The 15,947-nt window shown below is 31.1% G+C and carries 13 protein-coding genes; 1 reads left to right on the top strand and 12 read right to left on the bottom strand.

The window, feature by feature from the left end:
- The first annotated feature begins 23 nt into the window (after nt 1-23).
- Entirely contained in the window at nt 24-332 is a 309-nt protein-coding gene (locus NOVO_05240) for a hypothetical protein (protein ID AIL65420.1), read from the top strand.
- Between the two features lie 4 nt (nt 333-336).
- Here the strand turns inward: NOVO_05240 and NOVO_05235 are convergent, their stop codons facing one another.
- From NOVO_05235 to NOVO_05180, 12 genes are all read right to left on the bottom strand, one after another.
- A complete protein-coding gene (locus tag NOVO_05235; protein AIL65419.1) occupies nt 337-1,200 on the bottom strand; it encodes a potassium transport protein Kup in 864 nt (287 codons plus the stop codon).
- 807 nt (nt 1,201-2,007) lie between these two features.
- Complete coding sequence (locus NOVO_05230; protein ID AIL65418.1) at nt 2,008-2,742, bottom strand: hypothetical protein; 735 nt, start codon at nt 2,740-2,742, stop codon at nt 2,008-2,010.
- 129 nt (nt 2,743-2,871) lie between these two features.
- Nucleotides 2,872-3,654, bottom strand: a complete 783-nt coding sequence (locus NOVO_05225; protein AIL65417.1) for an S-adenosylmethionine-dependent methyltransferase — start codon at nt 3,652-3,654, stop codon at nt 2,872-2,874.
- Between the two features lie 151 nt (nt 3,655-3,805).
- Nucleotides 3,806-4,864, bottom strand: coding sequence for a hypothetical protein (locus NOVO_05220; protein ID AIL65416.1), 1,059 nt, complete (start codon nt 4,862-4,864; stop codon nt 3,806-3,808).
- A gap of 27 nt (nt 4,865-4,891) precedes the next feature.
- Nucleotides 4,892-6,568: a Methyl-accepting chemotaxis protein CtpH gene (gene bdlA, locus NOVO_05215; protein ID AIL65415.1), complete on the bottom strand. Its 1,677-nt coding sequence runs from the start codon at nt 6,566-6,568 to the stop codon at nt 4,892-4,894.
- A gap of 148 nt (nt 6,569-6,716) precedes the next feature.
- Nucleotides 6,717-7,988, bottom strand: a complete 1,272-nt coding sequence (locus NOVO_05210; protein ID AIL65414.1) for a Major Facilitator Superfamily protein — start codon at nt 7,986-7,988, stop codon at nt 6,717-6,719.
- A gap of 80 nt (nt 7,989-8,068) precedes the next feature.
- Nucleotides 8,069-9,517, bottom strand: a complete 1,449-nt coding sequence (gene gatB, locus NOVO_05205) for an Aspartyl/glutamyl-tRNA(Asn/Gln) amidotransferase subunit B (GenBank protein AIL65413.1) — start codon at nt 9,515-9,517, stop codon at nt 8,069-8,071.
- 3 nt (nt 9,518-9,520) lie between these two features.
- Nucleotides 9,521-10,984 (bottom strand): Glutamyl-tRNA(Gln) amidotransferase subunit A, encoded by a 1,464-nt coding sequence (gene gatA / locus NOVO_05200; GenBank protein ID AIL65412.1) that lies wholly within the window; start codon nt 10,982-10,984, stop codon nt 9,521-9,523.
- A complete protein-coding gene (gatC, locus tag NOVO_05195) occupies nt 10,984-11,271 on the bottom strand; it encodes a Glutamyl-tRNA(Gln) amidotransferase subunit C (GenBank protein ID AIL65411.1) in 288 nt (95 codons plus the stop codon). The genes gatA and gatC overlap by 1 nt, the downstream gene beginning before the upstream one ends.
- 209 nt (nt 11,272-11,480) lie before the next feature.
- Nucleotides 11,481-12,128 (bottom strand): Carboxylesterase 2, encoded by a 648-nt coding sequence (estB, locus tag NOVO_05190; protein ID AIL65410.1) that lies wholly within the window; start codon nt 12,126-12,128, stop codon nt 11,481-11,483.
- A gap of 228 nt (nt 12,129-12,356) precedes the next feature.
- Nucleotides 12,357-13,829, bottom strand: a complete 1,473-nt coding sequence (gene guaB / locus NOVO_05185; protein AIL65409.1) for an Inosine-5'-monophosphate dehydrogenase — start codon at nt 13,827-13,829, stop codon at nt 12,357-12,359.
- A 280-nt stretch (nt 13,830-14,109) separates the two neighbouring features.
- A complete protein-coding gene (locus tag NOVO_05180; GenBank protein ID AIL65408.1) occupies nt 14,110-15,888 on the bottom strand; it encodes a Putative multidrug export ATP-binding/permease protein in 1,779 nt (592 codons plus the stop codon).
- Nucleotides 15,889-15,947: the final 59 nt, after the last annotated feature.

The following is a 15,947-nucleotide window of genomic DNA, read 5'->3' as shown; positions in this document are numbered from 1 at the left end:
TTGGGAAGAAAATTATTGCGCCAATGTGTTTCAAGGGCACATGTAATACAGAAGTTTTTAACGAGTGGGTTAGTCAGTGTTTGGTGCCCGAACTAAGATTTGGTCAAGTTGTAATACTTGATAATGCAACGTTCCATAAGTCAGCTAGAACTAGGAATTTAATAGAAGATATAGGCTGTAAACTTTTATTCTTACCACCTTACTCTCCTGATCTCAACCCAATTGAAAAATATTGGGCTCATTTAAAAGCTAAAATCAAACCTATCATTACTAATTTTAATAACCTTAGCGATGCTATTGATTATGGCTTCTCTATGCCATTCTCAACTTAATTGACTATATTAATGGATACAAAAACCAATCAGGGGCTAATAAATAGAAAGGATTCACGATTGCTTTTGGATTATGCATTAATAAGGCAGCTTGCCCCAAATAATTCAACACTAGTAAAGGAAAAACTATAAAATACCATGCTATCTTTATAGGCATTTTACCAAAATGACCTATATCTGCATATAATGCTTCTGCCCCTGTAACAACGAGTACGGTGGTACCTAAAGTCAATATACCTACATATTTGTTTAATAATAGAAACTTCATAGCATAATATGGATTTATTGATAATAAAATACTGGGTACTTTAATAATTTGAATTAAGCCTAGATATCCTATAATCAAAAACCATAATAACATTACTGCACCAAATACCATACCAATTTTAGCACTTCCCCTTTTTTGATTAAGAAAAAGCAAGCTTATAATTATTAAAGATATGGGAATTATATAAACTTCACTTTCCTTTGAAATTATACTTAAACCTTCCAGCGCTCCTAAAACTGAGATAGCAGGCGTAATGATGGCATCGCCAAAAAATAGGGAAGTACCAATCATACCTAAAGTAAGTATATATGTACTAAATTTATTTTTGATCTTAGAACAAAGATAAGTGAGAGTTAATATCCCTCCTTCTTCTTGATTATCTAGCTTTAATATTAGAAAAACATATTTAAAAGAAACAACAATCACTAGTGACCAAAAAATTAAGGAACTTACCCCTAATATATTTATCTCGGTTAAGGCTACCTTATGTGCAGTAAAACAATTTTTAATAGCATATAGTGGACTAGTACCAATATCACCATATACGATACCTATTGCACCTACCATTAAACTTAGGAAAAGCTTTTTCTGTTCATTCATTTACTATAATATTATATAAATTCTTCGAAATTCATTTATGTAGTAAAGAATAAAAGAAAAATATTAATAATTTGTATAAACGTCCCTATCACTACATAATAGACGTAAACATTTAATTTTTTACAAGAAAACTCAATATCGAAGTATATAGATAGTATATAGTAAGCTTTATTAATATAGCACAAGCATCTTTCGCGTTCTTAGGCGCTGCCACAGGCAGATATTATGGATTTACAGCAGCAAAACTTCTAGCTAAAATAGCCTGCCTTTGAAGACAAAGCCGATATAGCAAAAATACAAGTTTATTTTAAGGGCAAGGTAAAATCAAAAATTATTTCTCTTACTTTTTAACTAAAAAATAAAAATTTTTGAAAAAATTAAAAAAAGGTACTTCCATAGATGAAAAATTGTATCTACTATCAAGAGTACCAGTAGTCGTTTAAAGAATGGGCCAGGATTAAAGAGAAATTAAGGACCGATAAGTTAAAAGATGAATTATGACTGTAGCCAAAAATGCATTAATAATTTAATGTTTTAATTCTATCCAGATAATTTCTCATAAGCTATAGCAAAGGAATTGCTGCAGCTATATAGGATTCTGAGAATTCTTTAAATGCGTGCTTGATGTACCTAATTAGGTGCTAAAAAGCCTTAAAACCTGGAAAAAATATTTAGACGATTATTGGTACTTTGAGTTTAAATGTAAAAAACGAAAAAATAAAAAGAGAGAATACAATGATAATATAATCAAATAGAAGCTTTGGATGCTATAGCAAAATAATAGAATATATACAAGCTAAGGTTTTTTTAAAAGGTGCGATATTTATTTAGCTGATTTAATATAATATCCTGTCTATATAAGGGTATGTATTGCGTTATATTTAATTCAGGATATAAGGCATCTAAGGTATACACTTTTTTAGAAGAAATCACTTCATAATGATTACTAAAATCTGAATGTAATATATATAAGCTAATATTAGAAGGTAATTTACCAACATTTGGGCGTCTTGTAATTAGAGTAAATAGACCTAAATTATTTGTAATAGCCGTCGCCGTACCTATAGACTCTCTGGCTAACCTTAAATTTTTATTTTCATCTTCAGTAAGCTTACGATAATCAACTCTACTTTCCATCAAAGACGGCTGCATGATACGTATAGTAGCATCTGATATTGGTACACAGTTAGCATCTAAAAGTCTACCTTGAATAATCAAAACTTGCATATCAACGTTTTCAGGATTATTAGCATTATGTATTAAATTATTGGTAACTCCCCATAATTCTATATCCTGACTTTTGCCTATATCATCTCCTCTTTTACACTTACTTAGAAATAAATCATAAGGTAAATATTTGCCATAATTTCCATATATATTAACGCTCTCACTGTTTGTAGGCATCGATGAACTATCCGGCAAAATATTCTTAATCGAGGTACCATATTCACACTTTAATACAAAACTTTCCTTAGGAGGCATTGCATAAGTAATTTCAGCTAAACATGTTATAAATATAATAATTGCAACTATTAACTGCATAAGTTATGTCCTAATAAAGTCCTCTAGGAATAATTCTATTAATATCAACTGCTAGATAACCCTTAAATATCTGCTTTGCATTAAGTATATAATAATAATTGGAAAAAGTTAATATTATCTTATCAGCTATTAGTCTACCGTTAATTTACAAACGCTAAATAAACTTCCACATAAATCAGGATATTCTAAACCTAGCTTATATAAAGCATCTATATGCTGGTCTGATAAAAACCCATTAGTAAATAATTCATTTAGTTGAAAATCTGCTAATATTTTTAGCAATAATCCCCCTTGCATAATTTGACTAAATCCTGCTTGCGTTAGTTCTTCATTTAAGGTACATCTATCGTATACACGACGGTGTCCAAAACGTATATCATTTGCTGTTAACTGTTTTAAATCTTCGATTATTCCCATATGTCTAGAAATTTGCCTAGATAATGCACGAGCATTTGGAACAGTAACAAAGAATATACCGCCAGGTTTTAATACCCTTTTGACCATATCTAATACCATTTGTACATCAAAGACATGCTCCAGTACAAATAAAGCAAAGATATAATCATATTTTTGCTCAGAATTAAATTCTTCAAATAATGTATGTATAAACTTTACATTAGGCTTTGCCTCTTTTTCTGCTTGCACAATTAACTCCTGCGCTCCTTCCAGAACATGTACTGCTTGTATTTTATCTGCAATTAAATTAGCCATAAAACCATCTGAACAGCCGAGTTCTAAAGCTATAGCCTGTTTATCAGATATAAATGGAAAAAACGTCCTAGCGGCTAAAGAACGTATAACTGCATTAATTTTTTCTTGATCATTTCCTTTACTATAAACTTCTACTAAACTACTTAGATACGTTTTTTCATGTATTAACATATTATCATTTTTAAGTTTTAGTGATGACATAATTTTCCTTTTACATTTATTGCCTATTTAATAAATACGCAATGGTTTTCAAATACCAAATAAATCAAAACGGTATATATTATAATTATTCAATATAGACCTTATTAAAACTATATAGTTTTAATAATCAGATAAATATCTTAAGAAAATACTAATATTTGTAATACTTTTTGATAATATTTTCTACAATCAAAAAAGTGCTAAAACCTATTAATCCCCCTAATAATACATTTACAATACGTATAGTAGCTCCTGACAGACCTCCTCCGCTGAGTATAATTATAAAAGCTACTCCTGCGCAGCGCATTCCAAATCCTACTATATATTGTTTGAAAGCTACTAACGTAATAATAACAAACAACGCAGCTAAATTTAAAAGAAACTCACTGTGCGTCGTACACATAGCTAGTATTACACCAACAGGAACACCTAATAAACACCCTATAAATCGCTCTTGAAACTTACGTTTTGCTAATATAATTTCGCCCGCAATTACACTAGAAGCAGACCAAATTAACCATTGTCCTTGAGGTATATGCTTTTCTTCTACAAATAATGCCGTAAAAGTACTAGCTATGATCATCGCTATTAGCGGCTCCACATGATATTTTCCTTGAAGTAATAATTTTTCTATTTTAACATGTAATCTACTCATATATTTTATAAATGAAATTTTATGCAGGACAGAAAATTTATAATACTTATATATACCTAAAATTAATACTGGTAATAAAGCAGACATTATATAGGGTATAAACATTAAAGCGCTTTGTAATCTAGATAGACCTGAAATTTCTGTATAACCGCATGCTGTATATAAAGCAGGCAAAAATATAAAATTACCTAAAGTACGTAATTTAATATTCCATTCTTCTAAAAAAATGCATAAAGCAGCCATCATCCCACATATTATGACAAATAACCATGGTATTGGTTTAGATAAAAAGAATAGCATAAATCCTATAGCAATCACTAAACCATGGAGTATTATTAATAAGGGCGGTACATTTAAACGATCTTGCACTATAAATACAGAAATTGTAACTATTACAACCTTTTGCCAATTTATATTATTAAACCACCATGCTAATATAAACATCGGCACAGTCACTATTATAGCTCTGCATAATATTCCCACTTCTAAATTTTGATCAACCCATTTGCCAATATAATTGAATAGTAAGTATTTATAATATTTTATGTATAACATTATATACTCTAATAAAACTTTTAATATTTAAGCTTTTGTATCGTTTAGAGAATGTGTGTCTTGAATATCAGCAGAAAATTTCTTAATTATCTTACCAAGACTTTCTGCATTTCTATACATTACTTCTGATGCAGTAAATAATGCGCTAGCTGCATCACCAGCATTATTACTCGCTTCCATAACATATTTTACATTTTGGCTTGCCATACGCGCATTATCTACCGCATTAATAATATTGTTAAATATATCTTGCATAGTTTCAGTTTCTTCTTTGACTGAATTTGAAACTTCTATTGATATTTCATTAATTACACTAATAGTTTTATCAGTATTTTTCATAGCATCAACTGCATCACTAGCAGAATTTTGTATATTAGCTATTTGATTTTTTATTTCTTCAGTAGCCTTAGCAGTCTGGTTTGCTAAAGTTTTTACTTCAGAAGCCACCACTGCAAATCCCTTACCCGCTTCTCCAGCACGCGCTGCTTCTATTGTGGCATTTAATGCTAAAAGGTTAGTTTGTTCGGCAATAGTACTAATGATAGATATTATATCACCTATTCTACCTGCAGCTGATGATAATTCTTGTACTACTAAATTGGTTTTATTAATACTAGATACAGCATCTTTGGTGGTATTACTTGCATTTAAAGCTTGTTCTCCAATTTCATTAATAGATGAGACCAATACTTCCGCTGCTTTTGCTACTATCTGGACATTACTTGAAGCATTATCTGATGCTTCTGTAGCTTGCACACTCATATTTTTTAATTCTTCAGCAATATTAACCATTTTTTCAATAATATTATGTACTTTTACTGAAGAATTAGATACTGTGTTAATCTCATTTTCCACTTCTTTATTAAATACTTTAATAGTTTGTTCCATAATATGACGACGCTGATCTCTTTCTTCTTGCTCCCTTTGCGTTAATAAAGCTAGTTCTTGAGATTTTTTAATATGTTCTTTAAATACCACAACAGCTTTTGCTACCTTACCCATCTCATTATCTTGCTCCGTAAAAGGAATAACAGTATCATATTTACCTTGAGATAATTGCTTTATTGCTGCTGTTAATATTTCAGTAGGTCTACCTATATTTAACGCAACCATTCGCCCTACTCCTATTGAGATCACTAAAACAATTGCAACAAAAATAAGTTGATAGCTCAAATCTATATAAAATGACTCTTTAAATCTCTGACTATTAACACTTTCTACTATAAATCCAATAATATGACCATCTGAAGCTTTAAGAGCCATAGCACATGCGTATAACTGTTTTCGCTCCATAAAAATTTCTTTTATCTGGCAATTTAAAGGTACTTTATCTAAATCTAAATAGTTCACCATATTAGTTGCAGTAAAATTAACTGTAGCAGCAATTTCTACAGGCATACCTTTATTAAAGACGTATAATGCTATGTCTAAATCAGTTCCCTTTTTATATTCATCCAAAAAATCATCTATCATTTGAATAAAATTATTATCAATGTTTTTAATATTTTCTTCGGTAAGAGAAGATTGCAAACGATATGAGATATTATAATAATGGCTCGTTAATAAGCTTTCCAACATATAATTTAACATATATTTTTTGGATAAAAGTAATTGCGGAAAAGAGATGCTATAAAAAAAGGCACTAATAAGCACTATAGCTAAAGTAATTTTTGCAGAAATACTATCAGGAATTTTTATTATCACTATTATGCCTTGTTACAAAAACTTTTATACAGTAAGCTAAGGATAAAATTAAATTGTTTATAAAAGATTAATTGATGTATTTATAATAGTATTAGTCCCTATAATTTTTAAAGACTGTAATCATGCTACTTCAAAAATGGTAAGTGCTTTATTGGTTAGCCTTTGAAATAAAATTCATTTTGCGATTCCCAACATTATCCCAGTCTTTTTTATAATCCAATAATAGAAATCCTATACTACCTATTCCTAGTGCTATAGGTATTATAGATATAGAATAAATATACGAGTCTGGAGTATAAATTTTAATATTATGTTGCATGCTACCCACCCAACTCATGTCCATAATTATTCCTATAATAAAGTGGAAGGCAAATCCTGCAGACATAATTAACATATTAGTTAGAGACATAGTAATACTGTTAGTCGATAAATCACTTAATTTAGCCGTAATCGAAAAAACTATAATTTGATAGCCAGAACAAATGCCTATTATAAACATTAAGCTTAATAATTGCCAGTACTGCAGCTTAACAGTACATAATAGCATTATAAAAATCATCATCATTATAACACCACACCCAGAACATAATCTATAATGACAATTATATTTTTCTGCAATATACGCTATAATTGGCCCCCCAACACATAATCCTAAATAAATACTTGAGCTTAATAAAGCTGCATCAGGCTTAGCAATACCATACATTTTTATAAAATAACCTACTCCCCATATATCAGCAAATGCTTCTAAAGGTCCTACCTGCAATGCTCCACATAAACATACTAAGAGCACTCTTTTATTCTTTATTAATAACTTTAAAGCGCTATAGATAGAACCTTCATATCTTTCCGTTTCATCATATTTTATATCTAGGCTAAGAATAAATAATGCTATTAATAATCCTATAAAAGCTAAAGCTATTAATACATACTCCCAACCAAACTTATCTATAAGCAGAGCTACAGGCTTACCTCCATAAATAGCACCCATATAGCCAACAGTGAATGTTAAACTCACCATATAAGAAAAATATTTAGATAAAAAAGACATACTAATGACTTTAGTAGCTCCTAAAAAACCAGCTACTGAACCTAGACCTATACAAAACCTACCAATTAACGCAATAATCCAGTTATCAGAAAATAAAAAGGTTAAACTACCCATAACACATATAAGTATACATAATGATATAAACTTAGGACCATATCTATCCAAAAATACTCCTATAGGAATTTGCATACCCGCATATCCTATATAATAAAAAGCTGCAAGCATACCAAATAATGTAGAACTTATATGAAATTTGTGCATTATATCCTGCATTACAAGTCCAGGATAAACTCTCAGCATAAACTGGTATGCAAAAAACAACTCCGCCATTAACAATAATATACAATATGCTACATCATTACGCTTCATTATGCTTGTTATCCTTTACCATTTTTGTCAATTTACTATTATTATGATAATATATTGAAAATTTTTATCTATATAAATTTTTATTTAGACAATTGCTCTTTTAATTCTTGATTGACTAATTCAGGATTGGCTTTACCATTAGATAATTTCATAACTTGTCCTACAAAAAAGCCAAAAAGTTTATCTTTACCAGATTGATATTCTTGTACTTTTTCTACATTAGCTGCTAATACTTCTTCTACTATTTTACTAATAGTATTTTGATCCGTAACTTGCTGCAATCCATGTTTTTTAACAATTGAGATAGGATTTTCATTGGTTTCAAACATTAAATCAAATACCTGCTTAGCCAATTTACCAGAAATTACCTCATTACTTAGCAAATCCAATAATTCTGCTAATCTATGCGGAGTTATGTTAGTGTCATTAATAGATTGGTCATATTTTTTAAGACGCCCAAATAATTCAGCAGTAATCCAGTTAGATGCAAGCTTTGGATCTTGAGTTTTTATTACTTCTTCAAAATAATCCGCCACTTCTTGATTTTCTACAAGAATTTCAGCATCATATGACGATAAACCTAAATCATTTATATAACGCAATTTCTTTTGATCTGGTAATTCAGGTAATCTTCGAGCAATATTATTTACGAATTCTTCCGTAAGCTCTAAAGGTAATAAATCTGGATCAGGAAAATATCTATAATCTTGAGCATCTTCTTTTGAACGCATAAGCCTTGTAATCCCTTGATCAGCATCAAATAACCTAGTTTCCTGATCAATTTTACCACCATTTTCAAGAATTTCTATTTGTCTACTAGCTTCATAATCAATTGCATTCTCAATATTACGTATAGAATTAAGATTCTTAATTTCACATCTTATGCCTAACTTTTCTCCAGGCTTACGCACCGATACATTCGCATCACACCTTAAAGAACCTTTCTCCATATCGCCATCACAAGTGCCCAAATATCTTAATAAGATGCGTAGCTTTCTCATAAACTCACCAGCTTCTGCAGATGATCTTAAATCAGGTTCAGTAACTATTTCCATCAATGCAATTCCAGCTCGATTCAAATCTATAAAACTATAATCTGGATGCTGATCATGTAAGCTTTTACCTGCATCCTGCTCTAAATGTATTCTCTCAATATTAATATCCCTTGGACCATCAGACATATCTAAAGATACTTTACCATGTCCTACAATTGGATAAGAAAACTGAGAAATTTGATAGCCCGAAGGCAAATCAGGATAAAAATAATTTTTACGATCAAAAGCTGATTTTAAATTAATTTTTGCTTGTAATCCTAGGCCAGTTTTTACAGCTTGTTCTACGCAAAACGCATTAATCACCGGTAACATCCCAGGGAAAGCTGCATCTATCAAAGATACTTGAGTATTAGGCGCAGCACCAAATTTTGTAGATGCTTCAGAAAATAATTTAGATTCAGATGCAACTTGTGCATGTATTTCTAACCCTATTATTAACTCCCACTTGCCAGTTTTTCCTTGTATTAAATTCATGTATTATCCCTTATATCCCTTAAAATCAGCAGCATTTTCTAAAGCTTTTGCTACCTTCAACACAGTAAGCTCATCATAGTTATTACCTATTAATTGCAAACCTAAAGGTAATCTGTTCTTACTTAAACCTGCTGGCACTGAAATACATGGTAACCCTGCCAAACTTGCTGGTATAGTAAATACATCATTAAGATACATAGTCACAGGATTGGTAATTTTAATATCTAAAGGAAAGGCAGTACTGGGGGCTGTAGGCGCAAGAATAACATCCACCTTAGAAAAACTATTCCAAAAATCATGCGCTACTAAAGAACGCACTTTTTGTGCTTTTCTATAATACGCATCATAAAAACCTGCTGATAATACGTATGTACCTATCATAATACGTCTTTTTACTTCTTTTCCAAACCCATTTTTACGGGTTAACTCATACATTTCATCTAAAGTTTTGCCAGTTTCTCTTAAACCAAACCTTACGCCATCATAGCGTGATAAATTAGAAGACGCTTCAGCAGGAGCAAGGATATAATATACTGGTAAAGCATATTTAGTATGAGATAAACTAATATCAATAATTTCTGCTCCTTGCTCTTTTAACCATTCTGCACCTTTGTTCCATAATGCTGATATCTCATTATCAAGTCCTTCAACATTATATTCTTTAGGAATACCTACTTTTATACCTTTTAAATCCCTAACATTTAAATTAGTAATATCAGGTAATGCTATATTTACAGAAGTAGAATCTTTAGCATCATGACCCATAATATGAGTTAATAATAAGGCACAATCGTCTACAGTTCTAGCGTATACCCCAGCCTGATCTAAAGAACTTGCAAATGAAATCATACCATACCTAGAACATCTACCATAAGAAGGTTTCATACCTACAACACCACAATAAGAGGCTGGCTGCCTAATAGATCCACCAGTATCAGTACCTAATGCTCCCATTGATAAATATGCTGCCACAGCTGCAGCAGAGCCACTGGAAGAGCCACCTGGCACCAAATCCTTATCGCTCCCAAGCGCTTTCCAAGGATTTTTTGTTGGACCATAATGACTAGTCAAGCCAGATGAACCCATAGCAAATTCATCCATATTGGTTTTACCTGTAAGAATTGCTCCTTCTGCCCATAATTTACTGGTAACAGTTGATTCATAGGTAGGAACAAAATTATACAACATTTTAGAAGCTGCCGTGGTTAATATATCTTTAGTACAAAAATTATCTTTAATTGCTAAAGGAATACCTTCCAAAACACGAGCAGAACCGTCCTTGATTCGATTATCGGCTACTTTAGCAGCGTCTATAGATGCCTCATAGTTATTTGTAATAAAAGCATTTAGATTTTTTGACTGTTCCATCGCCTGTATATGGCTTTCCATCAACTCTAGAGCAGTAAAATCTTTCTTTTTTAAATGTTCTATAGTTTCTTTTATATTTAAGGTGTATAATTTAATCATTATTCTATTACCTTAGGCACAACAAAACAATTCAACTCTTTCACTGGAGCATTTGCAAGTACATCTTCTAGAGTATTTATACTATAAGCAATATCTTCACGCATCGAAAGTGTTGCCCTAGACACATTAATTAAAGGTTCAATATGATCCGTTTGAACTTCTTTTAATGTTTCAATCATATCGAGAATCTTAGATAATTCTTCTTTGAGTAATCCTAAATCCTGCTCACCACACCCAATGCGACTTAATTTTGCAACTTTTTTTACTTCTTCTATAGCAAGCGTCATTTCTTTCTCTTAAAAATATTATTTATATAGCAACTTAAAAGCTTACATTTATTTCACAAGACATATAGATAAGCATAGTAATGTCTATAAATTACATTATAATTATCAACTTAACTTACTTCTAACCTAATTAAACTCTTCTATTTAAGCGCATCTAAGTTTTAACTCTTTTACTTTTATAGATCAAGTATTTTATTAGGTACGTATCATCAAATTAATTGCTTTAAAAAATCTCTTGCCTTATTTATACCTTCTAAATTTATCATATGCCCTAATCCTTCACATTTATAAGTAGTAATTGGTATAGACATCTTATGTAAAACTCTACTAGCGTATAACATTAAAGGAAAAGGTACTACACTATCTTCTTCGCCATGCACTAATAACACAGGAGGGCGTGAATTTAATTCTCTTTCTAAAGCTTGCTCTCCTATTAAAGCACCTGAAAAACCTATTACAGCCGCCAGAGGATTTTTTCTCCTAAACGACAAATGCAAAGACATCATTGTGCCCTGAGAAAATCCTATAAGAATTAATTTATCCTCTGAAAGATTGAAGCGTTCTAGCTGTTGATCAATAAATGCATTAAGTATAGGCATAGCTATTTCCATACCACCTAAGAGAGCCTTTTCACTTCTATCATTCAATGAAAACCATTGATATCCTATAGGAGCATTTTCATAGGGAAATGGCGCATTAGGTGCAATAAAATGTGCATCTGGTAACATATCTTGAAAATTATTAGCTAGATCTATTAAATTTTCTCCATCAGCCCCAACTCCATGCAGCATTACCACTAATTGCTTTGCTTGCTTTCCTGATAATGGCAAAACTTCAGGCCCTATTATTTTATGCATATAATACCTTTCTAGCTATTTTACTACTATAGTAAATTGATTTGAGTTTGCGTACGACGTCATTCATCGTTCACCTAGCAATTAGTAGGCCTTACTTCTCATGCTTTGTATCAAACTTAAACTGTTTTTACTACTACATAATTTCTAAAATATACAAAAACTGCAAGATAAGTGCTTGAGTGCTTATTTTATTATGCAATAAATTTAAAATATATAATTCAACCTTTATTATTCGTCACCATGATGAACAGCATAATTAGGCGCTTCACGAGTAATTACTACATCATGTGCATGACTTTCTTTTAAACCTGCACCAGTAATACACACAAACTTACAATTCTTTTGCATTAAATCTATAGAAGAATTACCCGTATATCCCATAGATGCACGCAATCCACCCATAAGTTGATATATAACATTAGCTACAGCTCCCTTAAATGGCACCATACCTTCAACACCTTCTGGAACGAGTTTTAACCCTTTAGTAGATTTACGCTGAAAATAACGATCAGCAGAGCCAGCAGCCATTGCAGCAAGTGATCCCATACCTCTATAAGATTTATAAGATCTTCCATGATATAAAATTATTTCTCCAGGACTTTCTTCAGTTCCAGCAAATAAGCTACCTACCATTACAATATCTGCCCCAGCTGCTATAGCTTTTGCTATATCACCCGAATATTTGATACCACCATCAGCAATTAACTTAACTCCTGCTTGTTTACACACTTCAGATACATCTAAAATTGCACTTAATTGAGGTACACCAACACCTGCCACTATCCTAGTAGTACAAATTGAGCCGGGACCTATTCCCACCTTCACTGCATCACATCCTACATCAATTAAAGCTTTTGCTCCTTCTGCAGTAGCAATATTACCACCTATAATCTGTATATTACTATCGTAGGCCTTAATCCTAGAAATAGCTTTTAATACTTTTTCTGAATGTCCATGGGCAGTGTCAACAACTATTACATCTACTTCCGCATCAATCAATGCCTTAGCTCTCTCAAAACCTTCTTCATCGATACCTACTGCACCAGATACTCTTAACCTTCCTTGACTATCCTTGGATGCATAAGGAAAAGCTTGCGCTTTTTCAATATCTTTAACTGTAATTAGTCCTATACAGCTATTATGTTCGTCCACTACTATTAATTTTTCTATACGATGCTGATGCAATAACCTTTTGGCTTCTTCTTCACTCACTCCCTTACGTACTGTGATTAAGTTATCTTGAGTCATTAATTCAGATATTACTTGATTATGATTATCAGCAAAACGTACGTCTCGGTTTGTTAAGATGCCAACTAATACATTACCTTTTACTTCTACTACAGGTATTCCTGAAATATTATGCTTTTTCATCAAAGCAAGAGCTTCATATAGCTTAGCCTCTGGATTAATTGTAATAGGATTAATTACCATACCAGATTCAAACTTTTTTACCTTACGAATTTTAGATGCCTGTTGTTCAATAGTAAGGTTTTTATGTATACAACCTATACCACCATTTTGAGCCATAGCAATAGCCATAGAACTACCTGTAACTGTATCCATAGATGCAGACATTAAAGGTATAGATAACTTAATTTTAGAAGTGAGGAAGGTTGAAAGATCAACATCAGATGGTAAAGTGGAAGAAAATGCCGGCTTCAGTAATACATCATCAAAAGTAAAAGCTTTTTCAAATTTCATGAAAGTAATATATTGCTAGTTAACAAATTATGTGTTTTCTACCAAGTTCTAAATGAATTGAGACTAAAAACTGTTATTAACAAGATTTAATAATATTAGAATAGAAATTCTATAAACAATATTATAAATAACACTATATAATTATTCTATTTCGTTTTATTATTAATTCCAAGTAAATTTCCAATTCTGAACTTTGATATTACTTAATATAATATTAACCATTAGTCAAATAATAAATGCATCCATAAGTTTTCGTTTTGTAGAGTAAATTTATAATTAGTTAATCTTCCTTTTCTGGCAAAAAACCTCCAGCCTGCATATTCCATAAAGTAGCATAATGACTATGAGGTTGTTTTAATAATGTCTTATGATCGCCATCTTCCACAATATGACCATGCTCAAAAACTAGTATTCTATCCATATTCAAGAGTGTTGATAATCTATGAGCAATTACTATTACTGTTTTACCTTGCATTAAATTTGCTAAACTATTTTGTACATTGCTTTCTGTAATAGAGTCTAAACTACTTGTTGCTTCATCAAGAATTAAGATAGGAGCATTTTTAAGAATCGCTCTAGCCATTGCAATACGTTGTCTTTGGCCACCTGAAAGCTTTGTACCTCTTTCTCCAACTAAAGTATTATATTTTTCAGGCAATTCCATAATAAAATCATGTATATAAGCTGATTTTGCTGCCTCAATAACTTCTTCTTCCGTAGCATCTAGCTTGCCATAACGTATATTTTCTAACAATGTTCTATGAAATAATGAGGGATCCTGAGGAATGATAGATATAGAATTACGTAATGAATCTTGAGTAACTTCAGATATATTTTGACCATCAATAAGAATTGACCCAGATACTACATCAAAATAACGTAAAATTAAATTTACAAATGTAGTTTTACCTGATCCAGAAAAACCTACTAAACCTACTTTTTGCTTAGGCATAATAGCTATTGATTTATTATGAAAAACATTTTGATTACGAATATAAGTAAACGTAACATCCTTGAATTCTATACGACCATCTACAACCTGTAAAACCTTAGCATCAGGCTCATCCAAAATATTATAATCTTCGATTACAACTGATAAGGCATCATTACATGCACCTATTAACTCATAAAATATTACAAACTCCATACACATAAACCATGTGAGACCTATTAAATTATAATAAGATAATATCAGCGCTACATCTCCAACTGAGAGTTTATTTTGACTATAAAAATATAAGGCACCCCCTACCATAGTCATAACAAATGTGAGAGAGGACAAACCTAAACAAAGTTTCATCAAAGCATTATAGAATAAGCTTTTATCAAAAGCTTGCATTTCTTCTTGCTGGTATTGATCTAAATATTTTTTTTCATATTTATGACGAGCAAATAAACGAACATTCATAATATTAGATACATTATCTACAATCTTACCATTTAATGCTGTAAGCTTATTAAATCTGTGCATCGATGAAGATTGACACTTATGAGAAAAAGCTAAAGTAATAGCTATTTGGGAAATAAACCAGACAATAACTACATATGCAAAAAAAGGTTTTTCAAGAAACAATAATATGCAACTAATAATAATAGTAATAGTAACAGGCCAAAATACTGTAATAAATTCATCTATTATTTTCTGAGAGGCTTCGGGTAACCTCGCAATCTTACTAGCAATGGTACCAGCAAAGTTATTAACAAAAAAACTATGAGAGTGATGTTGAACATAGTCAAAAATAGTAGCCCTCATATTAGACATAAATCTAGGATACACTTTACACATCAAAAAATCATTTGTACGGAAGTTTATCTCTATAAATAGTAAGAATAATAAAGCTATAATAAGTTTACCAGATAAGTAAGAAAAAATTAAAGACTTATCTCCATCATAAACAGAAACTGCATCTACAATTACCTTAATAAAATAAGGAAAGAATGACTCTTGTACAGACCAACTAGTCATTGTAAATAATAACAAGATAAAGCCAATTTTTTGCTGCTTCAAAAAATATACAAAAAATTGTCCAAGTTTTTTAGGTAACGTAGATGACTGCATAGATTTTATCCAAAATTACATAAAAGTTTTAAATTATAACGTAGATTAGATAATAATCA

This window comes from Rickettsiales bacterium Ac37b (assembly GCA_000746585.2).
Lineage (GTDB): Bacteria > Pseudomonadota > Alphaproteobacteria > Rickettsiales > Arcanibacteraceae > Ac37b.
This window is presented reverse-complemented; position numbering and strand designations above follow the sequence as displayed.

Coding starts and splice junctions, on each gene's coding strand:
- NOVO_05240 (AIL65420.1), top strand. CDS start 24: ATGTGTTTCAAGGGCACATGTAATACAGAAGTTTTTAACGAGTGGGTT.
- NOVO_05235 (AIL65419.1), bottom strand. CDS start 1,200: ATGAATGAACAGAAAAAGCTTTTCCTAAGTTTAATGGTAGGTGCAATA.
- NOVO_05230 (AIL65418.1), bottom strand. CDS start 2,742: ATGCAGTTAATAGTTGCAATTATTATATTTATAACATGTTTAGCTGAA.
- NOVO_05225 (AIL65417.1), bottom strand. CDS start 3,654: ATGTCATCACTAAAACTTAAAAATGATAATATGTTAATACATGAAAAA.
- NOVO_05220 (AIL65416.1), bottom strand. CDS start 4,864: ATGTTATACATAAAATATTATAAATACTTACTATTCAATTATATTGGC.
- NOVO_05210 (AIL65414.1), bottom strand. CDS start 7,988: ATGAAGCGTAATGATGTAGCATATTGTATATTATTGTTAATGGCGGAG.
- gatB (AIL65413.1), bottom strand. CDS start 9,517: ATGAATTTAATACAAGGAAAAACTGGCAAGTGGGAGTTAATAATAGGG.
- gatA (AIL65412.1), bottom strand. CDS start 10,984: ATGATTAAATTATACACCTTAAATATAAAAGAAACTATAGAACATTTA.
- gatC (AIL65411.1), bottom strand. CDS start 11,271: ATGACGCTTGCTATAGAAGAAGTAAAAAAAGTTGCAAAATTAAGTCGC.
- estB (AIL65410.1), bottom strand. CDS start 12,128: ATGCATAAAATAATAGGGCCTGAAGTTTTGCCATTATCAGGAAAGCAA.
- guaB (AIL65409.1), bottom strand. CDS start 13,829: ATGAAATTTGAAAAAGCTTTTACTTTTGATGATGTATTACTGAAGCCG.
- NOVO_05180 (AIL65408.1), bottom strand. CDS start 15,888: ATGCAGTCATCTACGTTACCTAAAAAACTTGGACAATTTTTTGTATAT.